Source organism: Hyphomicrobium sp. B1, assembly GCF_049532635.1.
Taxonomy (GTDB): Bacteria; Pseudomonadota; Alphaproteobacteria; order Rhizobiales; family Hyphomicrobiaceae; genus Hyphomicrobium_B.
The window spans coordinates 986,524-1,008,100 of the sequence record NZ_CP134871.1; the positions used below are offsets into that span (position 1 = coordinate 986,524).

At 60.9% G+C, this 21,577-nt stretch carries 22 protein-coding genes and 1 tRNA gene; 6 read left to right on the forward strand and 17 right to left on the reverse strand.

Annotated elements, in window-relative coordinates:
• Positions 1-42: 42 nt before the first annotated feature.
• The 5 genes from RLW55_RS04745 to fabA form a co-directional block, all read right to left on the reverse strand.
• Entirely contained in the window at positions 43-318 is a 276-nt protein-coding gene (locus tag RLW55_RS04745; RefSeq protein WP_409561651.1) for a hypothetical protein, read from the reverse strand.
• Between the two features lie 138 nt (positions 319-456).
• The gene (locus tag RLW55_RS04750; protein WP_409561650.1) at positions 457-1,302 is read right to left on the reverse strand and encodes a glutamate racemase; all 846 of its coding nucleotides are present in this window, start codon (positions 1,300-1,302) and stop codon (positions 457-459) included.
• A 76-nt stretch (positions 1,303-1,378) separates the two neighbouring features.
• Complete coding sequence (fabI, locus tag RLW55_RS04755; protein ID WP_423415743.1) at positions 1,379-2,248, reverse strand: enoyl-ACP reductase FabI; 870 nt, start codon at positions 2,246-2,248, stop codon at positions 1,379-1,381.
• Between the two features lie 133 nt (positions 2,249-2,381).
• Positions 2,382-3,614 carry a beta-ketoacyl-ACP synthase I gene (gene fabB / locus RLW55_RS04760; protein WP_013950353.1) on the reverse strand — a complete coding sequence of 411 codons (1,233 nt, stop codon included), beginning with the start codon at positions 3,612-3,614 and terminating at the stop codon, positions 2,382-2,384.
• Between the two features lie 64 nt (positions 3,615-3,678).
• The gene (fabA, locus tag RLW55_RS04765; RefSeq protein ID WP_013950352.1) at positions 3,679-4,203 is read right to left on the reverse strand and encodes a bifunctional 3-hydroxydecanoyl-ACP dehydratase/trans-2-decenoyl-ACP isomerase; all 525 of its coding nucleotides are present in this window, start codon (positions 4,201-4,203) and stop codon (positions 3,679-3,681) included.
• A gap of 306 nt (positions 4,204-4,509) precedes the next feature.
• Between fabA and irrA the strand changes: the two genes are divergently transcribed.
• On the forward strand, positions 4,510-4,911 hold the full coding sequence (gene irrA, locus RLW55_RS04770; RefSeq protein WP_414464430.1) for an iron response transcriptional regulator IrrA: 402 nt from the start codon (positions 4,510-4,512) through the stop codon (positions 4,909-4,911).
• A gap of 67 nt (positions 4,912-4,978) precedes the next feature.
• Here irrA and RLW55_RS04775 read toward each other — a convergent pair whose 3' ends face one another.
• Positions 4,979-5,569: an SH3 domain-containing protein gene (locus tag RLW55_RS04775; RefSeq protein WP_409561646.1), complete on the reverse strand. Its 591-nt coding sequence runs from the start codon at positions 5,567-5,569 to the stop codon at positions 4,979-4,981.
• 182 nt (positions 5,570-5,751) lie between these two features.
• On the opposite strand from RLW55_RS04775, the gene RLW55_RS04780 reads away from it, so the two are divergent.
• Complete coding sequence (locus RLW55_RS04780) at positions 5,752-6,750, forward strand: 2-hydroxyacid dehydrogenase (protein ID WP_414464429.1); 999 nt, start codon at positions 5,752-5,754, stop codon at positions 6,748-6,750.
• Between the two features lie 25 nt (positions 6,751-6,775).
• Here the strand turns inward: RLW55_RS04780 and RLW55_RS04785 are convergent, their stop codons facing one another.
• From RLW55_RS04785 to coaBC, 5 genes are all read right to left on the reverse strand, one after another.
• Positions 6,776-8,002, reverse strand: a complete 1,227-nt coding sequence (locus RLW55_RS04785) for a metalloprotease (protein ID WP_423415744.1) — start codon at positions 8,000-8,002, stop codon at positions 6,776-6,778.
• A gap of 115 nt (positions 8,003-8,117) precedes the next feature.
• Entirely contained in the window at positions 8,118-8,954 is an 837-nt protein-coding gene (locus RLW55_RS04790) for a HesA/MoeB/ThiF family protein (protein ID WP_423415745.1), read from the reverse strand.
• 17 nt (positions 8,955-8,971) lie between these two features.
• Positions 8,972-9,973 carry a cysteine synthase A gene (gene cysK, locus RLW55_RS04795; RefSeq protein ID WP_013950346.1) on the reverse strand — a complete coding sequence of 334 codons (1,002 nt, stop codon included), beginning with the start codon at positions 9,971-9,973 and terminating at the stop codon, positions 8,972-8,974.
• A 151-nt stretch (positions 9,974-10,124) separates the two neighbouring features.
• The gene (gene dut / locus RLW55_RS04800; RefSeq protein ID WP_423415746.1) at positions 10,125-10,676 is read right to left on the reverse strand and encodes a dUTP diphosphatase; all 552 of its coding nucleotides are present in this window, start codon (positions 10,674-10,676) and stop codon (positions 10,125-10,127) included.
• The gene (gene coaBC / locus RLW55_RS04805; RefSeq protein ID WP_414464425.1) at positions 10,673-11,908 is read right to left on the reverse strand and encodes a bifunctional phosphopantothenoylcysteine decarboxylase/phosphopantothenate--cysteine ligase CoaBC; all 1,236 of its coding nucleotides are present in this window, start codon (positions 11,906-11,908) and stop codon (positions 10,673-10,675) included. Before coaBC ends, dut begins: the two co-directional genes overlap by 4 nt.
• Positions 11,909-12,572: 664 nt before the next feature.
• On the opposite strand from coaBC, the gene RLW55_RS04810 reads away from it, so the two are divergent.
• Both RLW55_RS04810 and glpD read left to right on the forward strand, forming a co-directional pair.
• On the forward strand, positions 12,573-14,504 hold the full coding sequence (locus RLW55_RS04810; RefSeq protein WP_423415747.1) for a sodium/substrate symporter small subunit: 1,932 nt from the start codon (positions 12,573-12,575) through the stop codon (positions 14,502-14,504).
• A 77-nt stretch (positions 14,505-14,581) separates the two neighbouring features.
• A complete protein-coding gene (gene glpD / locus RLW55_RS04815; RefSeq protein ID WP_423415748.1) occupies positions 14,582-16,084 on the forward strand; it encodes a glycerol-3-phosphate dehydrogenase in 1,503 nt (500 codons plus the stop codon).
• 10 nt (positions 16,085-16,094) lie between these two features.
• On the opposite strand, the gene RLW55_RS04820 is transcribed toward glpD, so the two are convergent.
• The 3 genes from RLW55_RS04820 to RLW55_RS04830 all read right to left on the reverse strand — a co-directional run bounded on the left by RLW55_RS04820 (position 16,095) and on the right by RLW55_RS04830 (position 18,538).
• The gene (locus RLW55_RS04820) at positions 16,095-16,619 is read right to left on the reverse strand and encodes a hypothetical protein (RefSeq protein WP_414464422.1); all 525 of its coding nucleotides are present in this window, start codon (positions 16,617-16,619) and stop codon (positions 16,095-16,097) included.
• Between the two features lie 330 nt (positions 16,620-16,949).
• The gene (locus RLW55_RS04825; RefSeq protein ID WP_423415749.1) at positions 16,950-18,134 is read right to left on the reverse strand and encodes a sensor histidine kinase; all 1,185 of its coding nucleotides are present in this window, start codon (positions 18,132-18,134) and stop codon (positions 16,950-16,952) included.
• A 209-nt stretch (positions 18,135-18,343) separates the two neighbouring features.
• Positions 18,344-18,538 (reverse strand): hypothetical protein, encoded by a 195-nt coding sequence (locus RLW55_RS04830; RefSeq protein WP_013950339.1) that lies wholly within the window; start codon positions 18,536-18,538, stop codon positions 18,344-18,346.
• Positions 18,539-18,854: 316 nt separating this feature from the next.
• On the opposite strand from RLW55_RS04830, the gene RLW55_RS04835 reads away from it, so the two are divergent.
• Positions 18,855-18,931: transfer RNA gene (locus RLW55_RS04835), tRNA-His, on the forward strand.
• A 58-nt stretch (positions 18,932-18,989) separates the two neighbouring features.
• Positions 18,990-19,181: a hypothetical protein gene (locus RLW55_RS04840; protein WP_024275031.1), complete on the forward strand. Its 192-nt coding sequence runs from the start codon at positions 18,990-18,992 to the stop codon at positions 19,179-19,181.
• A gap of 23 nt (positions 19,182-19,204) precedes the next feature.
• Here the strand turns inward: RLW55_RS04840 and RLW55_RS04845 are convergent, their stop codons facing one another.
• Genes RLW55_RS04845 through RLW55_RS04855 form a run of 3 tightly spaced genes read right to left on the reverse strand, consistent with a single transcriptional unit; the run spans position 19,205 to position 21,553 of the window.
• On the reverse strand, positions 19,205-19,627 hold the full coding sequence (locus RLW55_RS04845; protein ID WP_423415750.1) for a hypothetical protein: 423 nt from the start codon (positions 19,625-19,627) through the stop codon (positions 19,205-19,207).
• Positions 19,628-19,685: 58 nt separating this feature from the next.
• Positions 19,686-20,222 carry a response regulator transcription factor gene (locus RLW55_RS04850; protein ID WP_013950333.1) on the reverse strand — a complete coding sequence of 179 codons (537 nt, stop codon included), beginning with the start codon at positions 20,220-20,222 and terminating at the stop codon, positions 19,686-19,688.
• Between the two features lie 2 nt (positions 20,223-20,224).
• Positions 20,225-21,553: an ATP-binding protein gene (locus RLW55_RS04855; RefSeq protein ID WP_423415751.1), complete on the reverse strand. Its 1,329-nt coding sequence runs from the start codon at positions 21,551-21,553 to the stop codon at positions 20,225-20,227.
• Positions 21,554-21,577 lie beyond the last annotated feature (24 nt).

The window sequence follows — 21,577 nt, forward strand, 5'->3', positions numbered from 1 at the left end:
TCCCGCTCGCGACACCTCGTCCGAGATGACAACTGCGCCGGATCAATACCAGCGGCAGCGGCGAATACCCCAGCTATTGCGCCAGCATTTGCGCGCCGTGCATTGCACGCGTCCGACGCCCGGCACCCACTTGTGATAGCCGCCGATGCCCCATCGGCAGCGATTCCAGTAGCCCACTTTTTGAACTGTAGTCCCCTGAGCAGCAGCCACGGTCTTCAGGCTGCCGACGGCGACGCTCGTATTCGCAATGCTTGGTCCGCTTGCAAACATCAGCCCCGCAGCGATCACCATGGCAGCGAACGAAAACTTTGTTGTCATCGGGCCTATCCCTCTCCCCTATGCCTTCGGCACCCCGCCGGAGTTGTAGACACCATGACGTCTACCAGCGGGGAACTCTTCCGCCAACGGATCAATGACAAATAACCAGCGAAAATGTCGCAGCGTTGCACGGACGCTTCAGGCCTTGGCGAAGGCAGGGACGTCGGGCCAGAAAACCCGGGCTTTCTCGCTGACGTCCTGAGGGTCGCCTGTTGTCAACAGCGTGAGCTTTCCCCGTTCATTGCCGCTGAGGTAATTCGACCGCCGCGCCAAGTAATCCTCGAAACTGTCGGTCACGACCTCGGGCTGAGAAAGAATGCGCGTAAACGGCGGCAGGTATTTCCGGAACAGATGCTCAACGAGCGGAAAATGCGTGCAGCCGAGAATGGCGCGATGCGGCGGCATGTTGCCGTTGCTGGCAAGCATCGCCTCGACGCCCTCGCGAACGAGCGCATCAAGCTCCGCTTCCGGCCGCTTCTGCTCGATGGCGCCCGCAAGCTCCGAGCAGATCTGCTGCACGACCGTGACCTTCGGACAGCGCTTGCGGATCTCTTCCGGATAGACGCCCGACGTGATCGTCCGCGTCGTGCCGAAAACGGCAATCGTGTCGGTGTTGTACTTCTGTGGATATTGCGGCGACGTCACCGCCCACGGCGTCTGCGTTGCGCCTTCGACTGTTGGCGCGACGATGCCGAGCACATTGTGTCCGCCGGCCCAGCGACTACCCGGCAGCCACTCCTGCTGCAATCGCCGAAGCGCCACCGCCGTCGCCGTGTTGCAGCCCAGAAGCGCGAGCTTGGCGCCGCGCGCAAACAGCTCTTCGACACAGTCGCGCGTATAGCCGACGATGGCTTCAGACGCCTGATTGCCATAGGGGACGTGGGCGTGATCGGCGAGATAGACGAAATCGACCGTGTCGAAACGCGCAACAAGCGCGCGAAGCACCGTCAGTCCACCCAGCCCTGAATCAAACACCCCGATCATGGCCGGAGTGTTTGCGACGGCGAATTGTGGACGTCAACCGGGCTAGACGATCGCCCGACGCCAGACGGGCCGGATTTTACTCCGCCGCAGCCGACGGCGATGCGCTGGCGGGCTTGGCTTCCGCGTCCTGCTCTTTCAGGCTCTGCAGCGACGGCATCGACACGGTGTTATAGCCGCAATCGACGAAGTGAACTTCGCCCGTCACTGCGCCCGACAGCGGCGACAGCAAATAAAGCGCCGACCCCGCCACTTCATCGAGCGTCGGCGTACGCTGCAACGGCGAGTTATCGCGCTGGAAATTGAAGATCACGCGCGCATCCGAAACGCCAGCGCCCGAGAGCGTGCGCATCGGACCGGCCGAGAGCGCATTGACGCGAACGCCCTGCGGTCCAAGATCGGCTGCGAGATAGCGCACCGAAGCCTCAAGCGCGGCCTTCGCAACACCCATGACGTTGTAGGACGGCACCCAGCGCGTCGCACCGCCATAGGACAGCGTAATGAGCGAGCCCCCGTTCGGCATCAGCGCCGACGCGCGCTTCGCGATCTCAGTGAACGAAAAGCACGAGATCACCATCGAGTTGATGAAGTTTTCGCGCGTCGTGTCGGCGTAGCGGCCAGCAAGCTCTTTGGGATCGGAATAGGCCAGCGCGTGCACGACGAAGTCGATGCTGCCCCACTCGTCCTTGATGCGATTAAAAACGCGATCGACGCTTTCAAGATCGAGAACGTTGCATTCCTCAATGATCTTCGAGCCCATCGACTGCGCCAGCGGCACAGCGCGGCGACCGAATGCACCACCTTGATAGGTGAATGCCAGCTCAGCGCCTTGACCGTGAAGGACACGGGCGATGCCCCACGCGATCGAACGGTCGTTGGCAACACCCATGATGAGGCCACGCTTGCCGGCCATGATTGGGCCGGGCTTAGCGATATCGATGTCGGTCATAGGAAGCCTCGTTTTGTCACCAAAGGTACGCCCGCGTACGTCAAACCAGCCTGAACCACGCTTATATACTCTCATCGCTCTCAACCGTTCGCCGCTGAGCAGTCCTAGCGGCGACCAGGAAAGCATCGGTTAATCAGGCATCATGCCGGCAGAAAATGAGAGTGGCATTGGTGCCGCCAAAACCGAAGCTGTTCGACATCACACAGTTAAGGCTGGCGTTGTCGATACGACTGCGAGCGATTGGCACATCAGCGAACGCCGGGTCAAGCTCGTCGATATTTGCACTTTCGGCGATGAAGCCATTGTTCATCATCAGCAGTGAGAAAATCGCCTCTTGCACACCAATAGCGCCGAGCGAGTGCCCCGTTAACGACTTGGTAGCCGAGATCGGCGGGATTTTATCGCCGAAGACGGCCCGGATGGCGTCGATTTCCTTGGCGTCGCCGACCGGTGTGCCGGTTCCGTGCGGATTAATATAATCGATCGTGGGCAAGCCCTTACCGTCGAACCCTTTCATGGCCAAACGCATGCAGCGCTCCGCACCTTCGCCGGACGGTGCGACCATGTCATAGCCGTCGGATGTCGCGGCGTAGCCCTTGAGTTCGCCGTAAATCTTGGCTCCGCGAGCCTTGGCTCGTTCGAGCTCTTCAAGCACGACGACGCCCGCGCCGCCCGCGATCACGAAGCCGTCCCTGTTCTTGTCGAACGGCCGGCTGGCCCGCTCCGGCGTGGCGTTGAAGCCGGTGGACATCGCACCCATGGCGTCGAACAGGTCCGACAGCGTCCAATCGAGTTCCTCGCAGCCGCCTGCGAACATGATGTCCTGCTTGCCCCACTGGATCATTTCGGCAGCATTACCGATGCAGTGCGAGCTTGTCGCGCACGCCGACGCGATCGAATAGTTAACGCCCTTGATCTGGAAGGCGGTCGCAAGCGCGGCCGACGGTCCCGAGCACATGCCTTTGGGTACCTCGAACGGGCCGATCTTCTTCGGACTGCCGGTCCGGAGCGTCGTCTCCGCCGCCTCGACGATGGCCTTCGTAGAAGGTCCGCCCGAGCCCAGAATAACGCCCGTGCGCTCATTCACCACATCCGACGGCTCAAGGCCCGCATCGCGAATGGCCTGATCCATCGCAATCCAGTTCCAGCCGACGCCCGCGCCCATGAAACGCTTCGGCTTGCGCGGCACCATGCTTTCCCAGTCGATATGGGGCGCGCCATGGACCTGACACTTGAAGCCAAGCTCAGCGTATTTCTCGGCGCGAGAAATGCCGGACTTCGCCTCTCTCAGCGAAGCAAGAACTTCCTGGGTGTTGTTCCCAATCGAGGACACAACACCCATCCCAGTCACAACTACGCGCCGCATGCGCTCCTTCACTCCTGCGGTTCCTGCTGCCGCCCACCCTGGCAACCGGGCGCTAGGCCCACGCTTAAGGGCCTTCGCTCGACTTGAGTAGGACCCTCAGGTCCTTGGCTGTGTATATCACTTCGCCGTCGGCTTTCAGGACCCCGTCAGCCTCGGCGAGTTTCAGCTTTCGAGCAATAACCCGCTTAATGTCTATGATATATTCAAGCTGCTTCACGTCCGGCGTCACTTCGCGCGTGAACTTTACCTCGCCGACGCCTGATGCCCGGCCCTGCCCCGTAAGTCCGAGCCAGCCCAGAAAAAATCCGGTCAATTGCCACAGCGCATCCAGACCGAGACAGCCCGGCATGACCGGATCACCCTTGAAGTGGCAGGCAAATAACCAATCCAGACGCTCGTTTCCGGCGACTTTAAGTTCGGCGACGATCTGGCCCTTGCCATGTGCGCCGCCCGTCTCCGAAATCGACGCGATCCGGTCGACCATCAGCATTGGCGGCAGCGGCAATTGGGCATTTCCCGGCCCGAACAGCTCCCCACGGCCGCAAGCGAGCAGATCATCGAATTCGTAGCTAGAACGGCGTTCTGCCATGTATCCCCTCGTTTCATGGCCGATGGTGTCGTGTACGTGCACAATATGCTCCGGCCGTTCAAGATCAGCGGGTCCTAACACACGCTTGGCCGAGCGCCTAGCATGACCAGCCGGTGCGTGTAACAGGCCAAATCCCCGCCTCAAAGCCGTTTTGACCGCAAGTTGCGGGTTTTCCGGCAAGTGACTATACTCAGATCTTCGAAGCACGTTGCATCACGGGCGATTCTTGCGATCGAACGTGGTGACGCCAACACGGTTCTGCAAACGGAAATGTCCGAGAAATCTCCGCTCGATATGGAAACCGGGATGCCGGCAAACACCTCCGACCTCCTCCGAAAGGCGGGTCTGCGGCCAACGCGCCAGCGCATGACGCTCGGCCGTTTGCTGTTCGAAGGCGGTGACCGCCACGTGACGGCAGAACAGCTTCATGCCGAGGTTGCAGGTCTCGGAGAGCATGTCTCGCTCGCGACCGTGTATAATACCCTGCATCAGTTCAAGCGCGCGGGTCTACTGCGCGAGTTGGCGATCGAAGGCTCGAAAGCCTACTTCGACACCAACATCTCCAATCACAATCACTTCCTGCTCGAACCCAATGGCGAGCTGATGGATATTCCCGGCGACGCGATTTCGGTCGAAGGCCTGCCCGAACCGCCGGAAGGCATGAAGATCACGCACGTCGACGTCGTCGTGCGCCTCGCGAAAATCTAACTGCGACGAATAGCCTGCAAAGCCCAACCGCGCTGGCGGCGCTTGGGCTTTTGCATCAGCGCGTCCTTTATTTGAAGGTCTCGCCCTCGTAGACGCCCCAGAGCTTCTTTTGCTCTATGTAGCCGCTGTACTGATCGACGGTCACGCGGCACCAGCGGCCGTCGCAGGAATGCAGATCGGCGATCACGCCGGCTTCCACCTTGGCGACGACGCCCGACCGTGAGCTGTCGCTGGCCATGATCGGCACGAGCGGCGACGATCCGGATTTTCGCTCCCAAGGCAGCACGAGCCCGGTTCTCCGACCCGACAGCAGCGACTGCAGCACCCAGCCCGTGACGCCGTCCGAATCGCGAACCTCGCGCCACGTCTCGAATTCCTTGATCACTTCGACCGGCAGCCCGGCCCGGCGATAGACCCAGCCAGTAGGATAGTCCGTCCCTGGGCCGTTCCTGAGGTTTACGCGATCCGATTTCAAACTGACGAAACGCGGAACCGGCAGGCCGCTGCCGGTCACAGGCGGCGAATCATCGGCCTTTGCCGGTACGACGGCCGACATTGCCGCAATCGCCACGGATATGGCCGCAACGACGAACCTAACCCACGAGACCGCAAGCAAAATTCTTCCGCGCGTCGGATTTGTGATGGCGAATTCAGTCATTTGGAATAGCTCGTAGCCCCCGCGTTCGAGCATGGATCGATGCATGCCCGGCAGTGGGGCGTCTGCTATTTGATTTCAGGACTTTGTCTTAGCAAAGGCCATCTGATAGACACGGGGCCGCACTTTCTCAAGCGGCCGAGTCATCTCGTCCAAAGCCGCATTTTTCAAGCAATGGGAAACGAATGCCGACGTCCCCCAAGAAACCTGTTGTCGTTGTTACGCGAAAACTCCCCGATGTCGTCGAGACACGGATGTGTGAATTGTTCGATACGCGCTTGAATGTCGACGACAAGCCGATGAGCCATGCTCAACTCGTCGAAGCTGTAAAAACCGCCGACGTTCTCGTCCCGACCGTCACCGACCGCATCGACCGCTCGGTTCTGACCCAGGCCGGACCAAAATTGCGCCTGATCGCAAACTTCGGCACCGGCGTCGACAATGTCGATCTCGACACCGCGCGCAACCGGGGCATCCTGGTTACGAACACCCCGGGCGTGCTGACCGAAGACACGGCCGACATGACGATGGCCCTGATCCTCACGGTTCCCCGCCGTCTCGCGGAAGGCGCTGCCTACATGCGCGATCCCGCAACGACATGGACGGGCTGGTCGCCGACCTGGATGCTCGGACACCGCATTTATGGCAAGCGCCTCGGCATCATCGGCATGGGCCGCATTGGTCAGGCGGTCGCCCGCCGCGCCAAGGCGTTCGGCTTGCAGATCCACTATCACAACCGCCGCCGTGTCATGGAAGAGGTCGAGGAAGAACTTGAGGCCACCTACTGGGAAAGCCTCGATCAGATGCTGACACGAATGGACATCATCTCGATCAATTGCCCGCACACGCCTGCGACGTACCATCTGCTTTCGGCGCGCCGTCTGAAGTTGATGAAACCATCGGCTTATCTCGTGAACACCGCGCGCGGCGAAGTCGTGGACGAGAACGAGCTGGTCCGCCTGCTCGAATCGGGCGCCATCGCAGGCGCCGGTCTCGACGTGTTCGAGCATGAACCGGCCGTCAATCCGCGTCTGCTCGCATCGAACCGCGTCGTCGCGCTTCCGCATATGAGTTCGGCAACGATCGAGGGCCGCATCGACATGGGCGAGAAGGTCATCATCAATATCAAGGCCTACTCCGACGGCCACGCACCGCCCGACCGCGTCCATCCGGCGATGCTCTGACGCAATCCCTGTCTCGCGGGCGGCTTCAAGAACCGCCCGCGACGAGCGGCGTATTCCAGGTGCGCTCCGCCACACCGATGTAAAAAAGTAATGTCGCGCCGTAGCCGCAGACGAGCCACGCCATCTCCCGGCGTGTCAGTGGCATCACCTGGTTGAGCGCATACGTCTGCTTCGACAAAACGCCGGGCGCAATCAGCAGAATGAGCGCCATCAAAAGGTAGTCGCCGAACCAGGCGGCAAGTCCGACACCGACGAGTAGCAGTGCGCCATGAATGGCACGTGCCCCGCGCGGCGACAGGCGCGACGTCAACGCCTGCAATATCCGGCCGCCGTCGAGCGGCAGGATTGGCAGCAGGTTCAAGCCGTTCACCACCGCACTCAACAACACCAGGTCTGCAAGAAACGGATCGTCGTTCTGCAACGACAGCCAGAAGAAAATTCCCGTCGTCAGCATGCTGCCCGCCGGTCCCATCAGCGCCACGAAACCGCGCACCGCTTCGCTTTTGCCGAAACCCTCGCCGACCGCCACACCACCGAAAAACGGAATGAAATAAATTCCGCGCACGGGAATGCCGACCCAGCGCATGGCCAGCACATGCCCAAGCTCATGCAGCAACACCACGAGCAGCAAAATCACGGCGGTCGACATATCGAAAAGCGCTGAGAAGCTCGCAAACGTCAGCGCCCCGGTAATAGCCGCGCTCGTCAGTTGATCGCCAAAATTGCGCCCGTGCCGTCCCGCGCGAGCCTCCGCAGTTCGCTTCAGGCTGTAGAGACTGCGCAAGACCGTCAGCGGCATTAACAGCCGCGTCGAAATCCTGGTGTGCGTCAGCTCGCAACATTCCGTGATGACCGATTGCCGGTCGTCGCCCGCAACGGCGACAGCGCCGATGTAATCGTCGCCGACCTGGTAGATCGGATCGCATTCATCCGCCAGCAGACGCAACGTCATCGCTTCGCCCGGTGTCTCCGCCAGGATCTGGTAAGCGAATTTGAGCCGCTTGTCGTTGTACTGACAGGTTCCCGTAAACACGCCCGGACGCGCCGGATCGGGCTCGGTATCGAGCTCCATCGGCGGCGGCCCTTCGAGCTTGATCTTGTGCGCCGAGACGACATTCCACGCCACTGTCTTCGGCGCATCGACGAAGCGCGAAACCTCATAGATCCGCCGCTTCGTGCCGACGACAAGATCGAACGGCACCCTGAGCAGTTCTATGATCAGAAAGAGAAGATTCTGCAGAAGAGGCAACACACTGCGACCTCGCAATTGATGCTGGATCTTTTATCGCGAGCCACGCCGGGTACGCAAACGATTGGAAGGAACGGGCCTTTAATTGCGCGCGACAGTGGTCGGCACAGAGACGGGGTCACTCGGCGGCGCAGGCCGAATTCTGCGATGCCCGGTGCGAAGACAGATCGACAATCGTCGGCTGCTTGCCTGACAGCGGATTGTCCGGATCCCAGGCGATGGTGACGACCTCGAAGCGCGCCGCGAGTGCGTCATAGATCAGCAGTCGCCCTGCCAGACTTTCACCGAGACCAAGAATTTCCTTCACCACTTCCGTCGCCTGCAGCGTGCCGACGACGCCGGCAACCGGCCCGAGTACGCCCACTTCTTCGCAGTTGGCGACAAGCCCTTGCGGCGGTGCCTCTGGAAAGAGACAGCGCAGTGTCGGATAAGGCTCGCCCTCGGCGTTCCGCTCATACGGCTTGAACGTCGAGACATAACCGTCGAACGACCCGAGCGTCGCATAGACGAGCGGTCGCTTGGCAAAATAACACGCGTCCGCCACGAGATAGCGTGTCGCGAAGTTGTCCGAGCCGTCAGCAACGATGTCGTAGTTGGAAATCAGCGCAATCGCATTATCGGCATTGATGCGCTCCGCATGCGTCTCGACCGTGATGAGTGGATTAAGACGCAGCATCGTATCGCGTGCGCTCTCGACTTTCAGTCGCCCGGCGTCATCGGTGCGATGCGCGATCTGACGCTGCAGGTTGTCGATCGAAACGGTGTCGTCGTCGACGATGCCGATGGTGCCGACTCCCGCCGCCGCAAGATAGGTGACGACCGGCGAACCAAGTCCGCCGGCACCAATAACGAGAACACGCGCGCCCTTCAGCTTCTGCTGTCCAGGCGCACCAACATCACGCAGCACAAGGTGACGCTTGTAACGCTGCACCTCTTCGGACGTGAGTGTCGCCATAAGAACCTCTTGCGCGTTTAGCTCCGCGGTTGCGGATCGACGAACAGCTCGCTGGAATAATACCGCTCCGCCGAGGACGGTGCGAATGTCACGATCGTTTTGCCTGCGAATTCCGGCCGCTCGGCAACCGTGATCGCGGCGGCAACGTTGGCACCCGTCGAGATGCCGCCCGGAATGCCTTCCACCTTCGCGACCATGCGCGACACATCGAATGCCGTCTCGCTCGAAACCGTCACAACTTCGTCAATCAGGCCTTTATCGAGAATGCTCGGAATGAAACCGGCGCCGATGCCCTGGATCTTGTGCGGACCGCGCGGCTGCCCCGACAGTATCGCACTCGTCGACGGCTCGACGGCAATGACCTTGAGGCCTGGAATGCGCTTCTTCAGCGCCCGGCCGACACCGGTCAGCGTGCCGCCTGTGCCGACGCCAACCACGAGCGCGTCGACCTTGCCGTTGGTGTCGTTATAGATTTCTTCCGCCGTCGTCTTTTCGTGAACGAGCGGATTCGCCGGATTATCGAATTGACCCGGAATGACAGCGTCCGGCAGCGTCTTCGCAAGCTCTTCCGCGCGCGTGACCGCCGCCGGCATGCCGCCCGGTCCAGGCGTCAATTCAAGCTCGGCACCGAGATGTGCCAGAATTTTTCTGCGCTCGATCGACATCGTCTCTGGCATGACGAGGATGAGGCGATATCCGCGCGCCGCTGCAACGAACGCAAGACCAATACCCGTGTTGCCCGACGTCGGCTCGATCAGAACGGTCTTACCCGGCTTGATGCGGCCTTCCGCTTCGAGCACGTCGATCATCGCCACGCCGATACGATCCTTGACCGACGACAGCGGATTGAAAAATTCGAGCTTCAGCAGAATGTCTGCCTTGAGCTTCGCAGCCTCTTGGATTTTCGAAAGGCGCACTAGCGGCGTATGACCGATGGTCTCGGTGATGCTGTCATAGACGCGGCCGCGCCCCCAGCTCTTTGTGGCGTCCAGTGTCTTGATCTCAAGCGTCTCTGTCATGGCCTGTCTCGGTTTGAGAAGTCTCGGGTTGCGTTGGCGCGTGTCTGCACCAGATACATCTGAATGTAGGGTCGTTTCTCGCAGGTTCGAGCACCGCTCTCAAGAGGCGATGCACAGCCGTAGGCGTCGATAAGCATTGCATTTTTTGTGCTTACGACGAGTGTCCCCGCTTTTGAGAGCCGGATTTTGTTTGCGCCGCCTCCCCCTCGCCGGAAACGGATTTCTCCTTGCGGGACTTCGGTTGGGATGTCGCCTCACCTACGCCCGTCGAGCCGAAACCGCCGGCGGCTCTTTTCGTCTTCGAAAGTTTTTTGACCTCGCGCAATTTTACGCGGGCAACGGGCGCGATAACCATTTGCGCGATGCGCTCGCCCCTAGTCACGACGAACGGCTCTTTGCCGAGATTGATCAAAATGACTGCGACTTCGCCGCGATAATCGGCGTCGATCGTACCGGGACTATTGAGAACCGTCACGCCATGCTTGATGGCAAGACCGGAGCGCGGTCTCACCTGAGCTTCCATCTTCTTCGGAATCTCGAAGATTAACCCCGTCGGAATGAGCACGCGGGCGCCCGGCAGGATCGTCACTGTCGTATCGGGAGCGACCGCCGCCACAAGATCGAAACCGGCCGCGTCGGGTGTTTGATAATCGGGAAGCGGAAGACCGTCGGCGTGCGGCAGCCGCTTGATTTTCACTTTCATTCTGCAGCCGTCCGCTTGCTGTGAAGCTCTCCGGCCGCACGCTCCATGAGCTTTCGCGCCACCTTGGCTTTGCTCATCTCCGGCCAACTCTCGACGCCGCTCGCCGTTATCACGTGCACAGTATTGTTCTCTCCTCCCATCACGCCGGACGACGGCGAAACATCATTCGCAACGATCCAGTCCGCGCGCTTTGTCTTCAGTTTCTTTTGCCCGTACGCCAGCACGTCCTGCGTCTCGGCCGCAAAGCCAATGACGAGCGATGGCCGCATCTGACCGGATTGAGCAATCGTTTTCAAAATATCGGGGTTTTCCGACAGCGTCAGCATCGGCGCGCTTTTGCCTTCGGCCTTTTTGATCTTTTCCGTTTGCGGCCGGTCGACACGCCAATCGGCAACGGCTGCCGCAAAGACGGCGATATCGGCGGGAAGCGCCGCGCGCACCGCCGCAAGCATTTCATCAGCCGTCTTGACCCGCACGACCGTGACATCGCGCGGCTCAGGTAAGGACACGGGCCCAGTAATCAGCGTTACGCGGGCGCCAAGTTCGCGCGCGGCCGCCGCGAGTTCAAAACCCTGCTTGCCGGATGACCGGTTCGCCAGATAGCGGATCGGATCGATAGGCTCGTGCGTCGGCCCGCTTGTAATAACGACATGCCGCCCTGCGAGCGGACCAACGGCATCCGTGTTCAGTTCCAGCACACTCTCAATCGCTTCAATGAGCTGCGGAACCTCGACGAGACGGCCAGGGCCAGCTTCGCCGCGTTCCGCCATCTCGCCAACAGCCGGTCCGACGAAGCGAATGCCGTCTTCTTTGAGTTGCGCCACGTTTCGTCGCGTCGCCGGATTGAGCCACATCGCCGGGTTCATCGCTGGCGCGACCAGCACCGGCCTGTCGGTTGCCAGTAGCACCGCCGTCGCGAGGTCATCCGCATGCCCGCCTGCCATCCGCGCCATCAGATCCGCTGTCGCGGGCGCGACGACGATCACATCACTGTCGCGCGCCAGCCGGATGTGGCCGATCTCGCGCTCCTCGTCGAGATCGAAGAGATTCGTTAGTACGCGCTCATTCGTCAGCGCTCCAACCGATAGCGGCGTCACGAAGTGATGCGCGGCCTTGGTCATCACCGCCCGGACGCTGTGGCCGCGCTCCTTGAGCCGGCGGATCAGTTCTAGGCATTTGTAGGCCGCGATACCGCCGCCGATGATCAATAAAATGCGTTTAGCCGATGCCACAGCGTTCAATCCATTTCCTGGCCAGTTGCTGGCCGATCGAAACCAAGTTTAGCACGTCCTGGCGTGCGGGGCGTTAAACGGCTCTGAATACCGGTCAGTCAGACACTCTTGGCGTCCCAGGAAGCCAGGGGCGGCATAAGTTGCACAGGCTCGACGGCACCTCACGATGGCGATTTCCACGCTCTGAGGGCAGGCGAAACCCGCCTGCTGCTGCGGCACGCATTTCCTCCCGCCAATTCGCCATAATCGAGCAATAACCGAGCGCGGTGCACCCCTCCGAGGCAACAAAATTGACCATCGATTAGGCAGTCACAAAATCGAAATTATTTATGTCGCGCGGTGACTTGACGCAGAAGACACAATGGTACATGGTGCGCCCACTCAGCGATGGTTGGGACCGGTCGCAGGGATAAAAACGAATAAAGGTCCAAGTCTAGGGACGAAACTATTGGGGTGGTTCGCCAGTCGAGCCGCCCCAATTCAATTCCGGCATTCGAACGAGCGAAACAACGTTCGTTCTGGCCCGCCATTCCGCCGCCACCGGCATTTTTCTGATCTTAGTTCAGAAGCTCTCATCGGTAATGTTCCCCGCCTTGATCGGAACGCCTTTCTGACGCCAATAGCGCGCGTTCGATGCTAAGCGGGGATGGAAGAGGTTTTCAGAATGAGTTTGGGGGATATCGCAGGCGCCAGCCGGCCGTCGGGCCGCCTTTTGCTCGCAAGCTTGATGCTATGGCTGATCTTGGCTGTGGCTCTGCCGCTGTGCGCGCTGACGCTCAATCTCTTCCACTTCGCCGGCTTCCCGCTCGGCTTCTGGATCGCAGCCCAGGGCGCCATCATCGGGCTCGTTGCACTCGTCGCATTTTACGCTTGGCGCGCAGGCGGCACGTCGGCGCGCGAAGGCATCGGCCCGGCGCTCGTCTTTGCCGGTGAATGCGTCGGCGCGGTCGCGCTGTTAGGCTTCACCGGTTATATCGCGGCCATGGGATATGACGGCTTGGCGCTGCCTCTTGGTATGGTCGCCGGCATCGCGCTTCTCGCCATTCTCGTCGCGCCGCGCTTCGTGCTCTATCCGGTACAATCGATCAGCGGCTTTTTCGCCATCCGCTACGGCAGCAATGTCGTGCGCCGTCTCGCATTCCTGATTGCCTTCGTCGGCTGCGTGCTTTTGCTGGCAGCCGATATCCGCGCCGGATCGCTGGCCTTTCAAAGCTTATCGAACCTGCCGCTGCCGCAGGCGATCCTCGTTCTTACCCTCGCGATCACAGCCATCTGGTTGGCCAGCTCTCTGCTGCCCGGCAAGAAGATCAACGGCATCGGCTTTATCATCATCTGCGGCGGCTTGCTCGCAACGCTGACAGGCCTTGCGTTTTACGCCGACGGCTCGGCCATGCCCCATCTGACGCTCGGGGCCGCCCTGCAAAGTCATGCCAGCATCAGCCAGAAACTGATCATCAATCGCCTCTCGGACTTCCAATCGCTGAAGCCGATGGCGTCGCCATTCCTGCAGCTGTCGATGAAAAACTTCGCCGGCCTGCTACTGGCAGTCGCGTTCGGCATTGTCGTCGCGCCGCATCTTCTCGGCCGCCACGTCTCGCAATCCTCCGTTGCACCAGGCTCTGCCGTAAAGCGCACCGCCGCTGCACTTTTCGCGGTTGCCATCATCATCGCGAGCTTGCCGCCGCTCGCCGTCTATAGCCGCCTCGGCTTCGAACAGGCGATGTCGAAAGGCATCGAGATTGCCGCCATTCCGCAATCGCTGGCCGAGGCCAGCGCGCTCGGCTGGGTGAAGGTCTGCGATCGCAATTCCGAAGCGCCAACCGAACTGACGGCGGCCTGCCAGAAGGCCTCAGGCCAGCGCGGCTTCGTCCGGCTGCAAGACCTCGCGTTTACGACGGACGGTTTCGTCGTCGCCGCACCGAAGATCTCGGGCCTCGATCCTTGGCTGCAATACCCACTGCTGATCGGCGCCGTGCTGGCCTCGATCCTTATGGGCAACGCGCTCATCTCCGGCATCGTCGTCGCGGATGGCGAAATCCGCGCGAACCGCGACGCCAACGAGGTCGTAAACCTCGATTTCCGAGCCGTGACAGTCGGCGGCACAATGCTTGTCGCAGGTGCGCTCGGCGCACTTTATGCGGCGATGAGCACGGGCCTGCTCGCCGCTGAAGGATTTGCGATCCTGGCCGCAGGGCTCTTCCCCGCACTCGTTTTAGGCTTGCATTGGCGGCACATGAACAAGGTCGGCGCCATCGCCGCGATGTTCGTCGGCATTGCCATCACCGGCATCTACCTTCTCGGCGTCCACCTCTGGCCGGTGGAACTGTTCAGCCTGAGCGGCAGCCTGTCGAACGCCATGCCCGAAGCCGCCGACCGTTTCGCAGAGTTGCAAGCCGCACTTGCTGCAGCGACGACACCGGAAGCTCAAGCTGCCGCTCGCGCCGCGCTCGTCGCCCATGTCACGACCATCGCCAACTGGGGCGGACTGCAACCGGCGGCCATCACGCTGGTTTCGGTACCCGCGGGCTTCATCGCCGGATTGGTTTTCAGCCTGCTGTTCCGCAGCCGCAAAGCCGGCGGCCCGACAAAAAGCTGATCCTTCGCGCTTCTGAGCGAGTCGCCTAGAATCCCGCAACGACCAACGTCGCGGAGCGGGTTCCCCATGGGTTTTGCATGACCGATGAAGTCTACGACTTGCTCGTGATCGGCGGCGGCATCAACGGTGCCGGGATCGCCGCCGACGCCGCGTCACGCGGCCTGTCGGTTCTGTTGGCCGAAGCCGAAGACCTGGCAGGCGCAACGTCGTCAGCAAGCTCCAAGCTGATCCACGGCGGCCTCCGCTACCTCGAACACTTCGAATTTCGCCTTGTCCGAGAAGCGCTCGCCGAGCGAGAAGTCCTGCTGGCGAAAGCCCCGCACATCGTCCGTCCGCTGCGTTTCGTGCTGCCGCAAGTCGAAGGCATGCGACCGGCTCTGATGATGCGCGCCGGACTTTTCCTTTACGACCACCTCGCCACGCGCCAATCGCTCGGCGCCTCGCACGCGATTGATCTGCGGCGCGAACCGGCGGGCAAACCGCTTCAGCCAGAGATCGCGTCTGGCTTCACGTATTGGGATTGCGCCGTCGACGATGCCCGCCTTGTCGTTCTGAATGCACTCGCAGCCCGCAATGCCGGAGCCCGAATTCTGACGCGCACCGCCGTCGCAGCGCTCACAACTGAAAATGATCTATGGATCGCTTCGCTCGGACGCGATGGCCAACGCTGCGCTGCCCGCGCCATAGTCAATGCGGCTGGTCCTTGGGTCGCTGATGTCGCGAAGCTCGCAACGACGACACAACCGCCGGCAAACGCGATTGTCATTCGCCTCGTCAAAGGCAGTCACATCGTCGTCCCGCGCATCGCCGGTGCTGATGACGCTTACACGTTCCAGAACAGCGACGGCCGCGTCGTGTTTGCAATACCGTTCGAAGAGGATTTCACGCTGATCGGCACGACGGAAGAAAAACTGTCGGGCGATCCACGCAATGCCACGCCGACCCGCGTTGAAGAAACATATCTTCTCGACGTCGCGAGCCGCTTTTTTCGGAACGCTCCGAAGCAGAGCGACATCGTCTGGAGTTTCGCAGGCGTGCGCCCACTCGACGACGATGGCGCGCTAAGCGCATCCGCCGTCAGCCGCGATTACCGGCTCGACCTGGAAGCCAAGCAATCGCCGCCGATCCTTCACGTCATCGGCGGCAAGATCACGACCTATCGCAAGCTCGCCGAAGCCGCTCTTAGCGCGCTCCATCCCTTCTTCCCGAACATGCCCCGCGGAACGACCGCGACGACGCCATTGCCGGGAGGCGACCTTGGTGGACAATCGTTCGAACAGTGGTTGGCAGACTTCGTTCGAGCGAACAGCGGTTTTGCGCCAACTCGTCTCCGCCGTCTCGCTCGCCGCTATGGCGTGCGCGCGCAAGACCTCATCGCCGGAGCGCGATCGGAACAAGACCTTGGCGAAGACTTAGGCGGCGGTCTAACAGCCCGCGAAATCGCCTATCTCAAATCGGAGGAATGGGCCGTGACCGCGGACGATATTCTTTGGCGGCGCACGAAAGTAGGCCTGCACTTGGCGCTCGGCGAGCGCGCGATGGCCGCCGAACGCATTCAGAACGATCTCGATAAAGCGTAGGCCGCTGTGATTACATCAACCGCCGGCGCGACGCGCGAAGACCGCACGTGGCCGGGCAGATCGAATCCGCATCGAGCATCTGGTTGGTCTTGCGCAACGCCGCTGCCAGCGCCTGCGCACCGTTAAGCGTATCGCCGATATCGCCCGAACCGATCAGCGCTTCAGCCGCAGCCGTCAGCGCCTGACGCTCATCATGCTGACACGCAGCGATAATCGAGATCGCGAGGCACTCGTCGCGGCAGAAGCTGCGGCAGCCTGCCGGCGAAATCTCGATGTCGCGCTGCGCATTGGCTTTGACGGCGCGAACGAACTTCGAAAGGTCGAGCAACAACGCCTTGGCATTGTCCGGGCCGAGCATGCCCGAAAACGTGTTCCACGCGTCTTCCCAGCATTTGATATCGCCGGTCGACAATCCGGCGAGCCAGCAGCGGAAGCCGACGGCAACCAGCCGCTCAGGTGCACGCGCGGGCAAGGGTACGACCTTCGCCGAACGCGTCGATTGTCCTAGAGAGGAATTGGATGCCGAATTAGCCATTGTGCGAACCCTCCGACGAGAGGCTCACGAGCGCGGCGACGACGCCGGAGTCGAGACCTGATGAAACGAGTGCTGATGATTGAGAAAGTGCGCAATGAATAGCGCTGGAGAAAAAGTCCATTGTCCGCTCCAATAATCGAGGTTCAAGGCCCCGGTATCGGTTGACGCCAGCAACTGACGAGTGACTGACGCGCGATGTCGCCGATGACATCGTCATCTGAGCTAACGCGACGATAGCGACTCGGTCAACACTTACTAAGTCGCATCGCTCACATTAGAATTTTTATAATTTTCAACTAGCTATGGCGTGCTTCCGACGCCCTCACCGGATCACTTGAAACGGCGTGCGAAGTCGCCGAACAGGATCGTCGCCGCCGTCCCTTTCTGAGGCGCGCTCTCGATTTCCATCTCCGCCCCCATGTCGCGCACCAGCGATTCGACGAGCGGCAGTCCGATGCCGTTGCTGCGTGCCCACGCGGGCTTCAATTCGCTGGCCGATATCGATCCCGCCGCCGCACCGACGCCGCTCATCCCACCGCCGGTATCACGGACCGTGAGAAACACGCGACCGTCGTCCAGGTGTCCGGTCGCGACGTGGACATCTCCGCCCCGCGGGGTGAATTTGATCGCGTTGGTCAGCAGATTGAGCAGGATCTGCCGCAGCGCCGTCGGATTGGCGACGACATGCGGCGTGCTTCCATCGGAGTCGAATGAAAGGTTCAATCCACACGATTCCGCCAGCGCCTTCACGCTCGAAACCGTGCGGTCAACGATGGCATTGAGATCGATTGCGATGAGACGCGACGCGGCCGTCGCGGGCTTGGCGCGTTCTGCGAGCAGCGACGTGATGACGTCGAGGGCGTGCGTTGCGCTTTCATGAATGTCCGCAGCGTAGCTCAAGTAACGCTGGTTCTTCATCTCGCCGAGCCGTTCGTCGCGCATGATCTCGGCAGCCGCCGCAATCGCCGTCAGCGGCGTTTTGAGCTCGTGCGCGAGCTTGGCGATGGTATCGACGTCGAGACTGGCGGCTATAGACGCCGCGACCGGCTGGGCTGCGACCGGTGCGCTCGCCGGCGCGTCCGGCAGCTTTTCGACCGCGCCGGCCGAAGTGCCCGCGCGGCGGGACGGCGGATAGCTATCGTCCGGAGCCTCGACCATCTCGATGTGAAGCAGCAAAACCTTCGAACCCTTGCCGCCGCGTTGCGCAACCTTGCATTTCACGCGTTTCAGCCGACCGCTGTTCCAGAACAGCAAGGTCTCAGGCGTCCCCTTGCCGAGGTTCGTCGCCGCCGCAATCTGCCGAAGGCGCGCAACGGCAGGCATCGCCGGATCAAGCGCGATCGGAAAGGTTGCATAAGGGAAAAGCCCGAGCGCAGACCGCCCGCGCGCGTTCGCGGCGAGAATTTCCGCAGCCTCAGTGTCGATGACGACAGTGGGTTGCGCGTCCTGCTCGGCATCGAGCGGCGCTGCATCGTCACGGCCATTCGGGAGTACGGGTTTAGCCGCGACAGCCATCGTGAAAGTTCGCCCGTTCCAAAGGCTTATTCGCAACGCACCACGTCAACGTACGTGATTTGCGGACACCTAGAACGGCGAAACGCACGATTTTCCACTGCCAACCGCGGGACGGGCGCGATCGCCTCGCTGCACCGCGGGTGGAACCACATCAACCGATTGAACGAAAACGCAGAATGACAACCTAGGCGCGCACCGACCTCGTCGGTTTACGCAGCCTTGGTCAGAATGGCCTCGCGGAGCTTCTCCGGGTCGCGTTCGCCGCGATCGGCCAGGTCGTAGAGTTTCTCGATAATGTCCTCATCTGGAATATTGAGCGACATCTGGTGTGCTTCGTCGATGATGCTTTTCAGCAATTGCTGAAGCTCATCGAGCTCTTCCGAGCTGTAATGACAAAGGGTCATGATTTTCCGTTTTCCCCCGAAAACAGTCCCTACGGTTTCCCCACTAGCGCACTATACTCGCGTCGGGGGACCGAGTTCCATGCGTTCATGCAAAGTTAATATTCGATCGTGTAGGCCCCCCGAAAATTCGGGGCTGACAGCGCAAAGAGCGATAAGTCGCCCTTGACCCTTGCCCCAGGCTGTGATGGAACCAGCGCTCGCCGAGCGCACCTTCGGGGCCGCTCGACAATCGGGGATCTCCGGCGCGACGGATGAGGCGTTTGCAGATGCACTGCGCCAGCCAACCGCGCTAAAGTTACCCTGAAAAACGGCTTGTGCCGCCTTAGCTCAGTTGGTTAGAGCGCTAGATTGTGGATCTAGAGGTCCCCGGTTCAACTCTGGGAGGCGGTACCATTTCCGATTGCGTAGGCGGATCATCTGCTCGACCGGAACGTATCAGGGCGAAACTGGCATGACCTCCGACAACACGCCCGAGCCGAAACCCAAGCATGATCTGACCTCGCGCCGCGCGTGGCTGCTCGCCATCTATATTTTCGTACTCGTCGTCCTTGTGCGGCTCTACTGGCCGGGCTGGCCATTTCCCGACAAGCCGCATCCCGCGCCGCAAGCTCCCGTATCCGGCCCGCAAATCCCGCAGAACTAAACGCCCGCTACGAAGGCCTCGCTTCAGTCCTGGCTCGGCGCTTCGCTGGGCAGCGGAAGATTGGAGTCCGGATCGGCGCTCGGCCCGGTGAGCACATTGACGTTATCGTCAACCGTCATGCCGTCGGCCTGATCCTGTTCGTCATCGGATTGCTGATCGCTCTGCGCGTCGTCCGCCGGCAGTGCCATCGGATCTTCATGCTTCGTCGCATAGGCCTGACAGCCCGCAATGAAGTCGGCGGAATTTCCTCCGCATTCCGAGGGATCGTCAATGCCGAGTTCCTTGCCCCAGGCATAACCGGCGTCGCGGCTCACGCAATCGACATCGCACGGCGGCGTCCGATGCGCTTCTTTCGTTTCTGCAAAGCCGACTGCAATAAGCAGCGTCAATCCCATCACTCCGACAAACGTCGTCGACTGATGAAAGGAAACCGAACCGCTGCGCATGATGCAAAACCCCTCCGCTCGCTGATGTTAAGCTAGCAGAACAGGATTGCGGCGACAGCTATTTTACGCGCCGTTTTTCAAGCTTCCGCGCCAGCGTCCGCCGATGCATGCCAAGCCTCCGCGCCGCCTCGGAAATATTGAAATTCGTCTCAACCAGGATCTGATGAATGTGCTCCCACTCGACCGTCTTGATCGACGTCGGGCGTTCCGTGAGCGCAACACCGGGATCGCCTTGGGCGCGCTCGAACGCATCCTCGATATCGTCCGTACTCGACGGCTTCACGAGGTAATGCCGCGCGCCGAGCTTGATCGCCTCGACCGCGGTGGCGATGCTCGCAAAGCCCGTTAGCACGACGATTACGGTCGACGGGTCATGCGCATGCAGGGCTTCGACGCATGTCAAACCGGAAGCCCCAGCAAGCTTCAGGTCGACGACGGCAAAGCCCGGCGTGCGGACCTGCAGGATGTCGTGAAGTTGCTCGGGGCCTTCGGCGTGATCAACCTTGTACCCGCGCCGCTCGAACGAACGCTTGAGCGTCGCGGCGAAAGAGGCATCGTCTTCGACGATCACCAGCGTTGGGTTGGCATCATCCATGTCTAGCGGGCTCCAAGGGCAAGGGCCGAAAGCGGCAGCTTGAGCGTCACGGACGCGCCGCCTTCGGGACGGTTGGCCGCCATGACGCTGCCGCCGAGTTTGCGGACTACATTCACAACCAGAAACAATCCAAGCCCGCCTCCCGGCTTCCCCTTGCTCGATTGATAGGGCTTTCCGAATTGCGCAAGCATTTGCGGCGCAAATCCTGGACCGCGGTCCAGCACGCGCAGAATAAGCATGTCGCCATCACGCGAAATCGAAACGCCGACCCAGTCGGGAGATGAATCGTAAGCATTGTCCAGCACGTTGAAGATGATCTGCTTCAGCGTCGAATCGGAAACGATCGACAGATCGGCACCGAACGCGTTGCTATAATCGAGATAGTTTGGAGTTCGCGCTTCCCGCCACTCGTTGATCAGAGCGTTAAAGAAGGTCGTCACCGTGGTCACGCTCGGGGCTTCGCCGCGTGCCTCTCCGGCCGACAGCAGCACGCCCGTCAAGATCGATTTGCAGCGCTTCACGGCTGCTTGCATTTCATCGACTTCCTGCAACAGCTCGGGATTGCCTGTGATGACCGGCATCCGACGCCAATCGCCGAGAATGACCGACAGCGATGCCAATGGCGTGCCAAGTTCATGCGCAGCACCCGATGCCAAAAGCCCCATGCGCACGATATGATCCTCTTCGGCGGCATGCTGCTTCAGCGCTGCAAGGCGCGCATCGCGCTCCCTGAGATTGCGCGTGATGCGCGTGACAAACACGAACAGCAAGGCCGCATCGACCACGAAACAGACCAGCATGCCGATAACATGCAGGGTAAAGAGGTCGATCTCTCCGGCCGGAATTTCAAGTGGTCGATAAAACCGCGTAAGCAAAAGGAAGCTCGCGCACGTCGCGGCCAACACCACCGACGTCAGCCGTACATTGAGCAGCACCGCTGCCAGCGTGACCTGAAGGAGATAAAGGAAGGCAAACGGGTTCATCGCCCCGCCGCTGAGATAGAGCTGTGCCGTCAGACCGGCAACGTCGAGCAGCAGCGCGATGAGCAAGCCCACAGCGCTGACGTCACGGCCGCGCCGCAGCCACCAGAGGCTCGCGAGATTGAGAACCACCAACGACGCCGCAACGAGACCCATCGGCACGAGCGGAAGATTGACCCCCAGGACGGTCCAGACGAACACAATCGTCGCCACCTGGCCCGCAACCGCGATCCAGCGAAGCTGGACCAGCAGCAGCATGTTTTCCACGCCAATGGCATCGGCTCCATTGGCAGGCGATGCCGCGAGTTCGTCGCTCTGAAAAGGGAACTGGTGGTCACTGAACTTTGACATACCGGGCGCACAGACTAGCGATCG

Excerpts from the sequence above, each read along its gene's own strand:
- RLW55_RS04745 (WP_409561651.1), bottom strand. The coding sequence starts at position 318 with ATGACAACAAAGTTTTCGTTCGCTGCCATGGTGATCGCTGCGGGGCTG.
- RLW55_RS04750 (WP_409561650.1), bottom strand. The coding sequence starts at position 1,302 with ATGATCGGGGTGTTTGATTCAGGGCTGGGTGGACTGACGGTGCTTCGC.
- fabI (WP_423415743.1), bottom strand. The coding sequence starts at position 2,248 with ATGACCGACATCGATATCGCTAAGCCCGGCCCAATCATGGCCGGCAAG.
- fabB (WP_013950353.1), bottom strand. The coding sequence starts at position 3,614 with ATGCGGCGCGTAGTTGTGACTGGGATGGGTGTTGTGTCCTCGATTGGG.
- fabA (WP_013950352.1), bottom strand. The coding sequence starts at position 4,203 with ATGGCAGAACGCCGTTCTAGCTACGAATTCGATGATCTGCTCGCTTGC.
- irrA (WP_414464430.1), top strand. The coding sequence starts at position 4,510 with ATGCCGGCAAACACCTCCGACCTCCTCCGAAAGGCGGGTCTGCGGCCA.
- RLW55_RS04775 (WP_409561646.1), bottom strand. The coding sequence starts at position 5,569 with ATGACTGAATTCGCCATCACAAATCCGACGCGCGGAAGAATTTTGCTT.
- RLW55_RS04780 (WP_414464429.1), top strand. The coding sequence starts at position 5,752 with ATGCCGACGTCCCCCAAGAAACCTGTTGTCGTTGTTACGCGAAAACTC.
- RLW55_RS04790 (WP_423415745.1), bottom strand. The coding sequence starts at position 8,954 with ATGGCGACACTCACGTCCGAAGAGGTGCAGCGTTACAAGCGTCACCTT.
- cysK (WP_013950346.1), bottom strand. The coding sequence starts at position 9,973 with ATGACAGAGACGCTTGAGATCAAGACACTGGACGCCACAAAGAGCTGG.
- dut (WP_423415746.1), bottom strand. The coding sequence starts at position 10,676 with ATGAAAGTGAAAATCAAGCGGCTGCCGCACGCCGACGGTCTTCCGCTT.
- RLW55_RS04810 (WP_423415747.1), top strand. The coding sequence starts at position 12,573 with ATGAGTTTGGGGGATATCGCAGGCGCCAGCCGGCCGTCGGGCCGCCTT.
- glpD (WP_423415748.1), top strand. The coding sequence starts at position 14,582 with ATGACCGATGAAGTCTACGACTTGCTCGTGATCGGCGGCGGCATCAAC.
- RLW55_RS04820 (WP_414464422.1), bottom strand. The coding sequence starts at position 16,619 with ATGGCTAATTCGGCATCCAATTCCTCTCTAGGACAATCGACGCGTTCG.
- RLW55_RS04825 (WP_423415749.1), bottom strand. The coding sequence starts at position 18,134 with ATGGCTGTCGCGGCTAAACCCGTACTCCCGAATGGCCGTGACGATGCA.
- RLW55_RS04830 (WP_013950339.1), bottom strand. The coding sequence starts at position 18,538 with ATGACCCTTTGTCATTACAGCTCGGAAGAGCTCGATGAGCTTCAGCAA.
- RLW55_RS04840 (WP_024275031.1), top strand. The coding sequence starts at position 18,990 with ATGACCTCCGACAACACGCCCGAGCCGAAACCCAAGCATGATCTGACC.
- RLW55_RS04845 (WP_423415750.1), bottom strand. The coding sequence starts at position 19,627 with ATGCGCAGCGGTTCGGTTTCCTTTCATCAGTCGACGACGTTTGTCGGA.
- RLW55_RS04850 (WP_013950333.1), bottom strand. The coding sequence starts at position 20,222 with ATGGATGATGCCAACCCAACGCTGGTGATCGTCGAAGACGATGCCTCT.
- RLW55_RS04855 (WP_423415751.1), bottom strand. The coding sequence starts at position 21,553 with ATGTCAAAGTTCAGTGACCACCAGTTCCCTTTTCAGAGCGACGAACTC.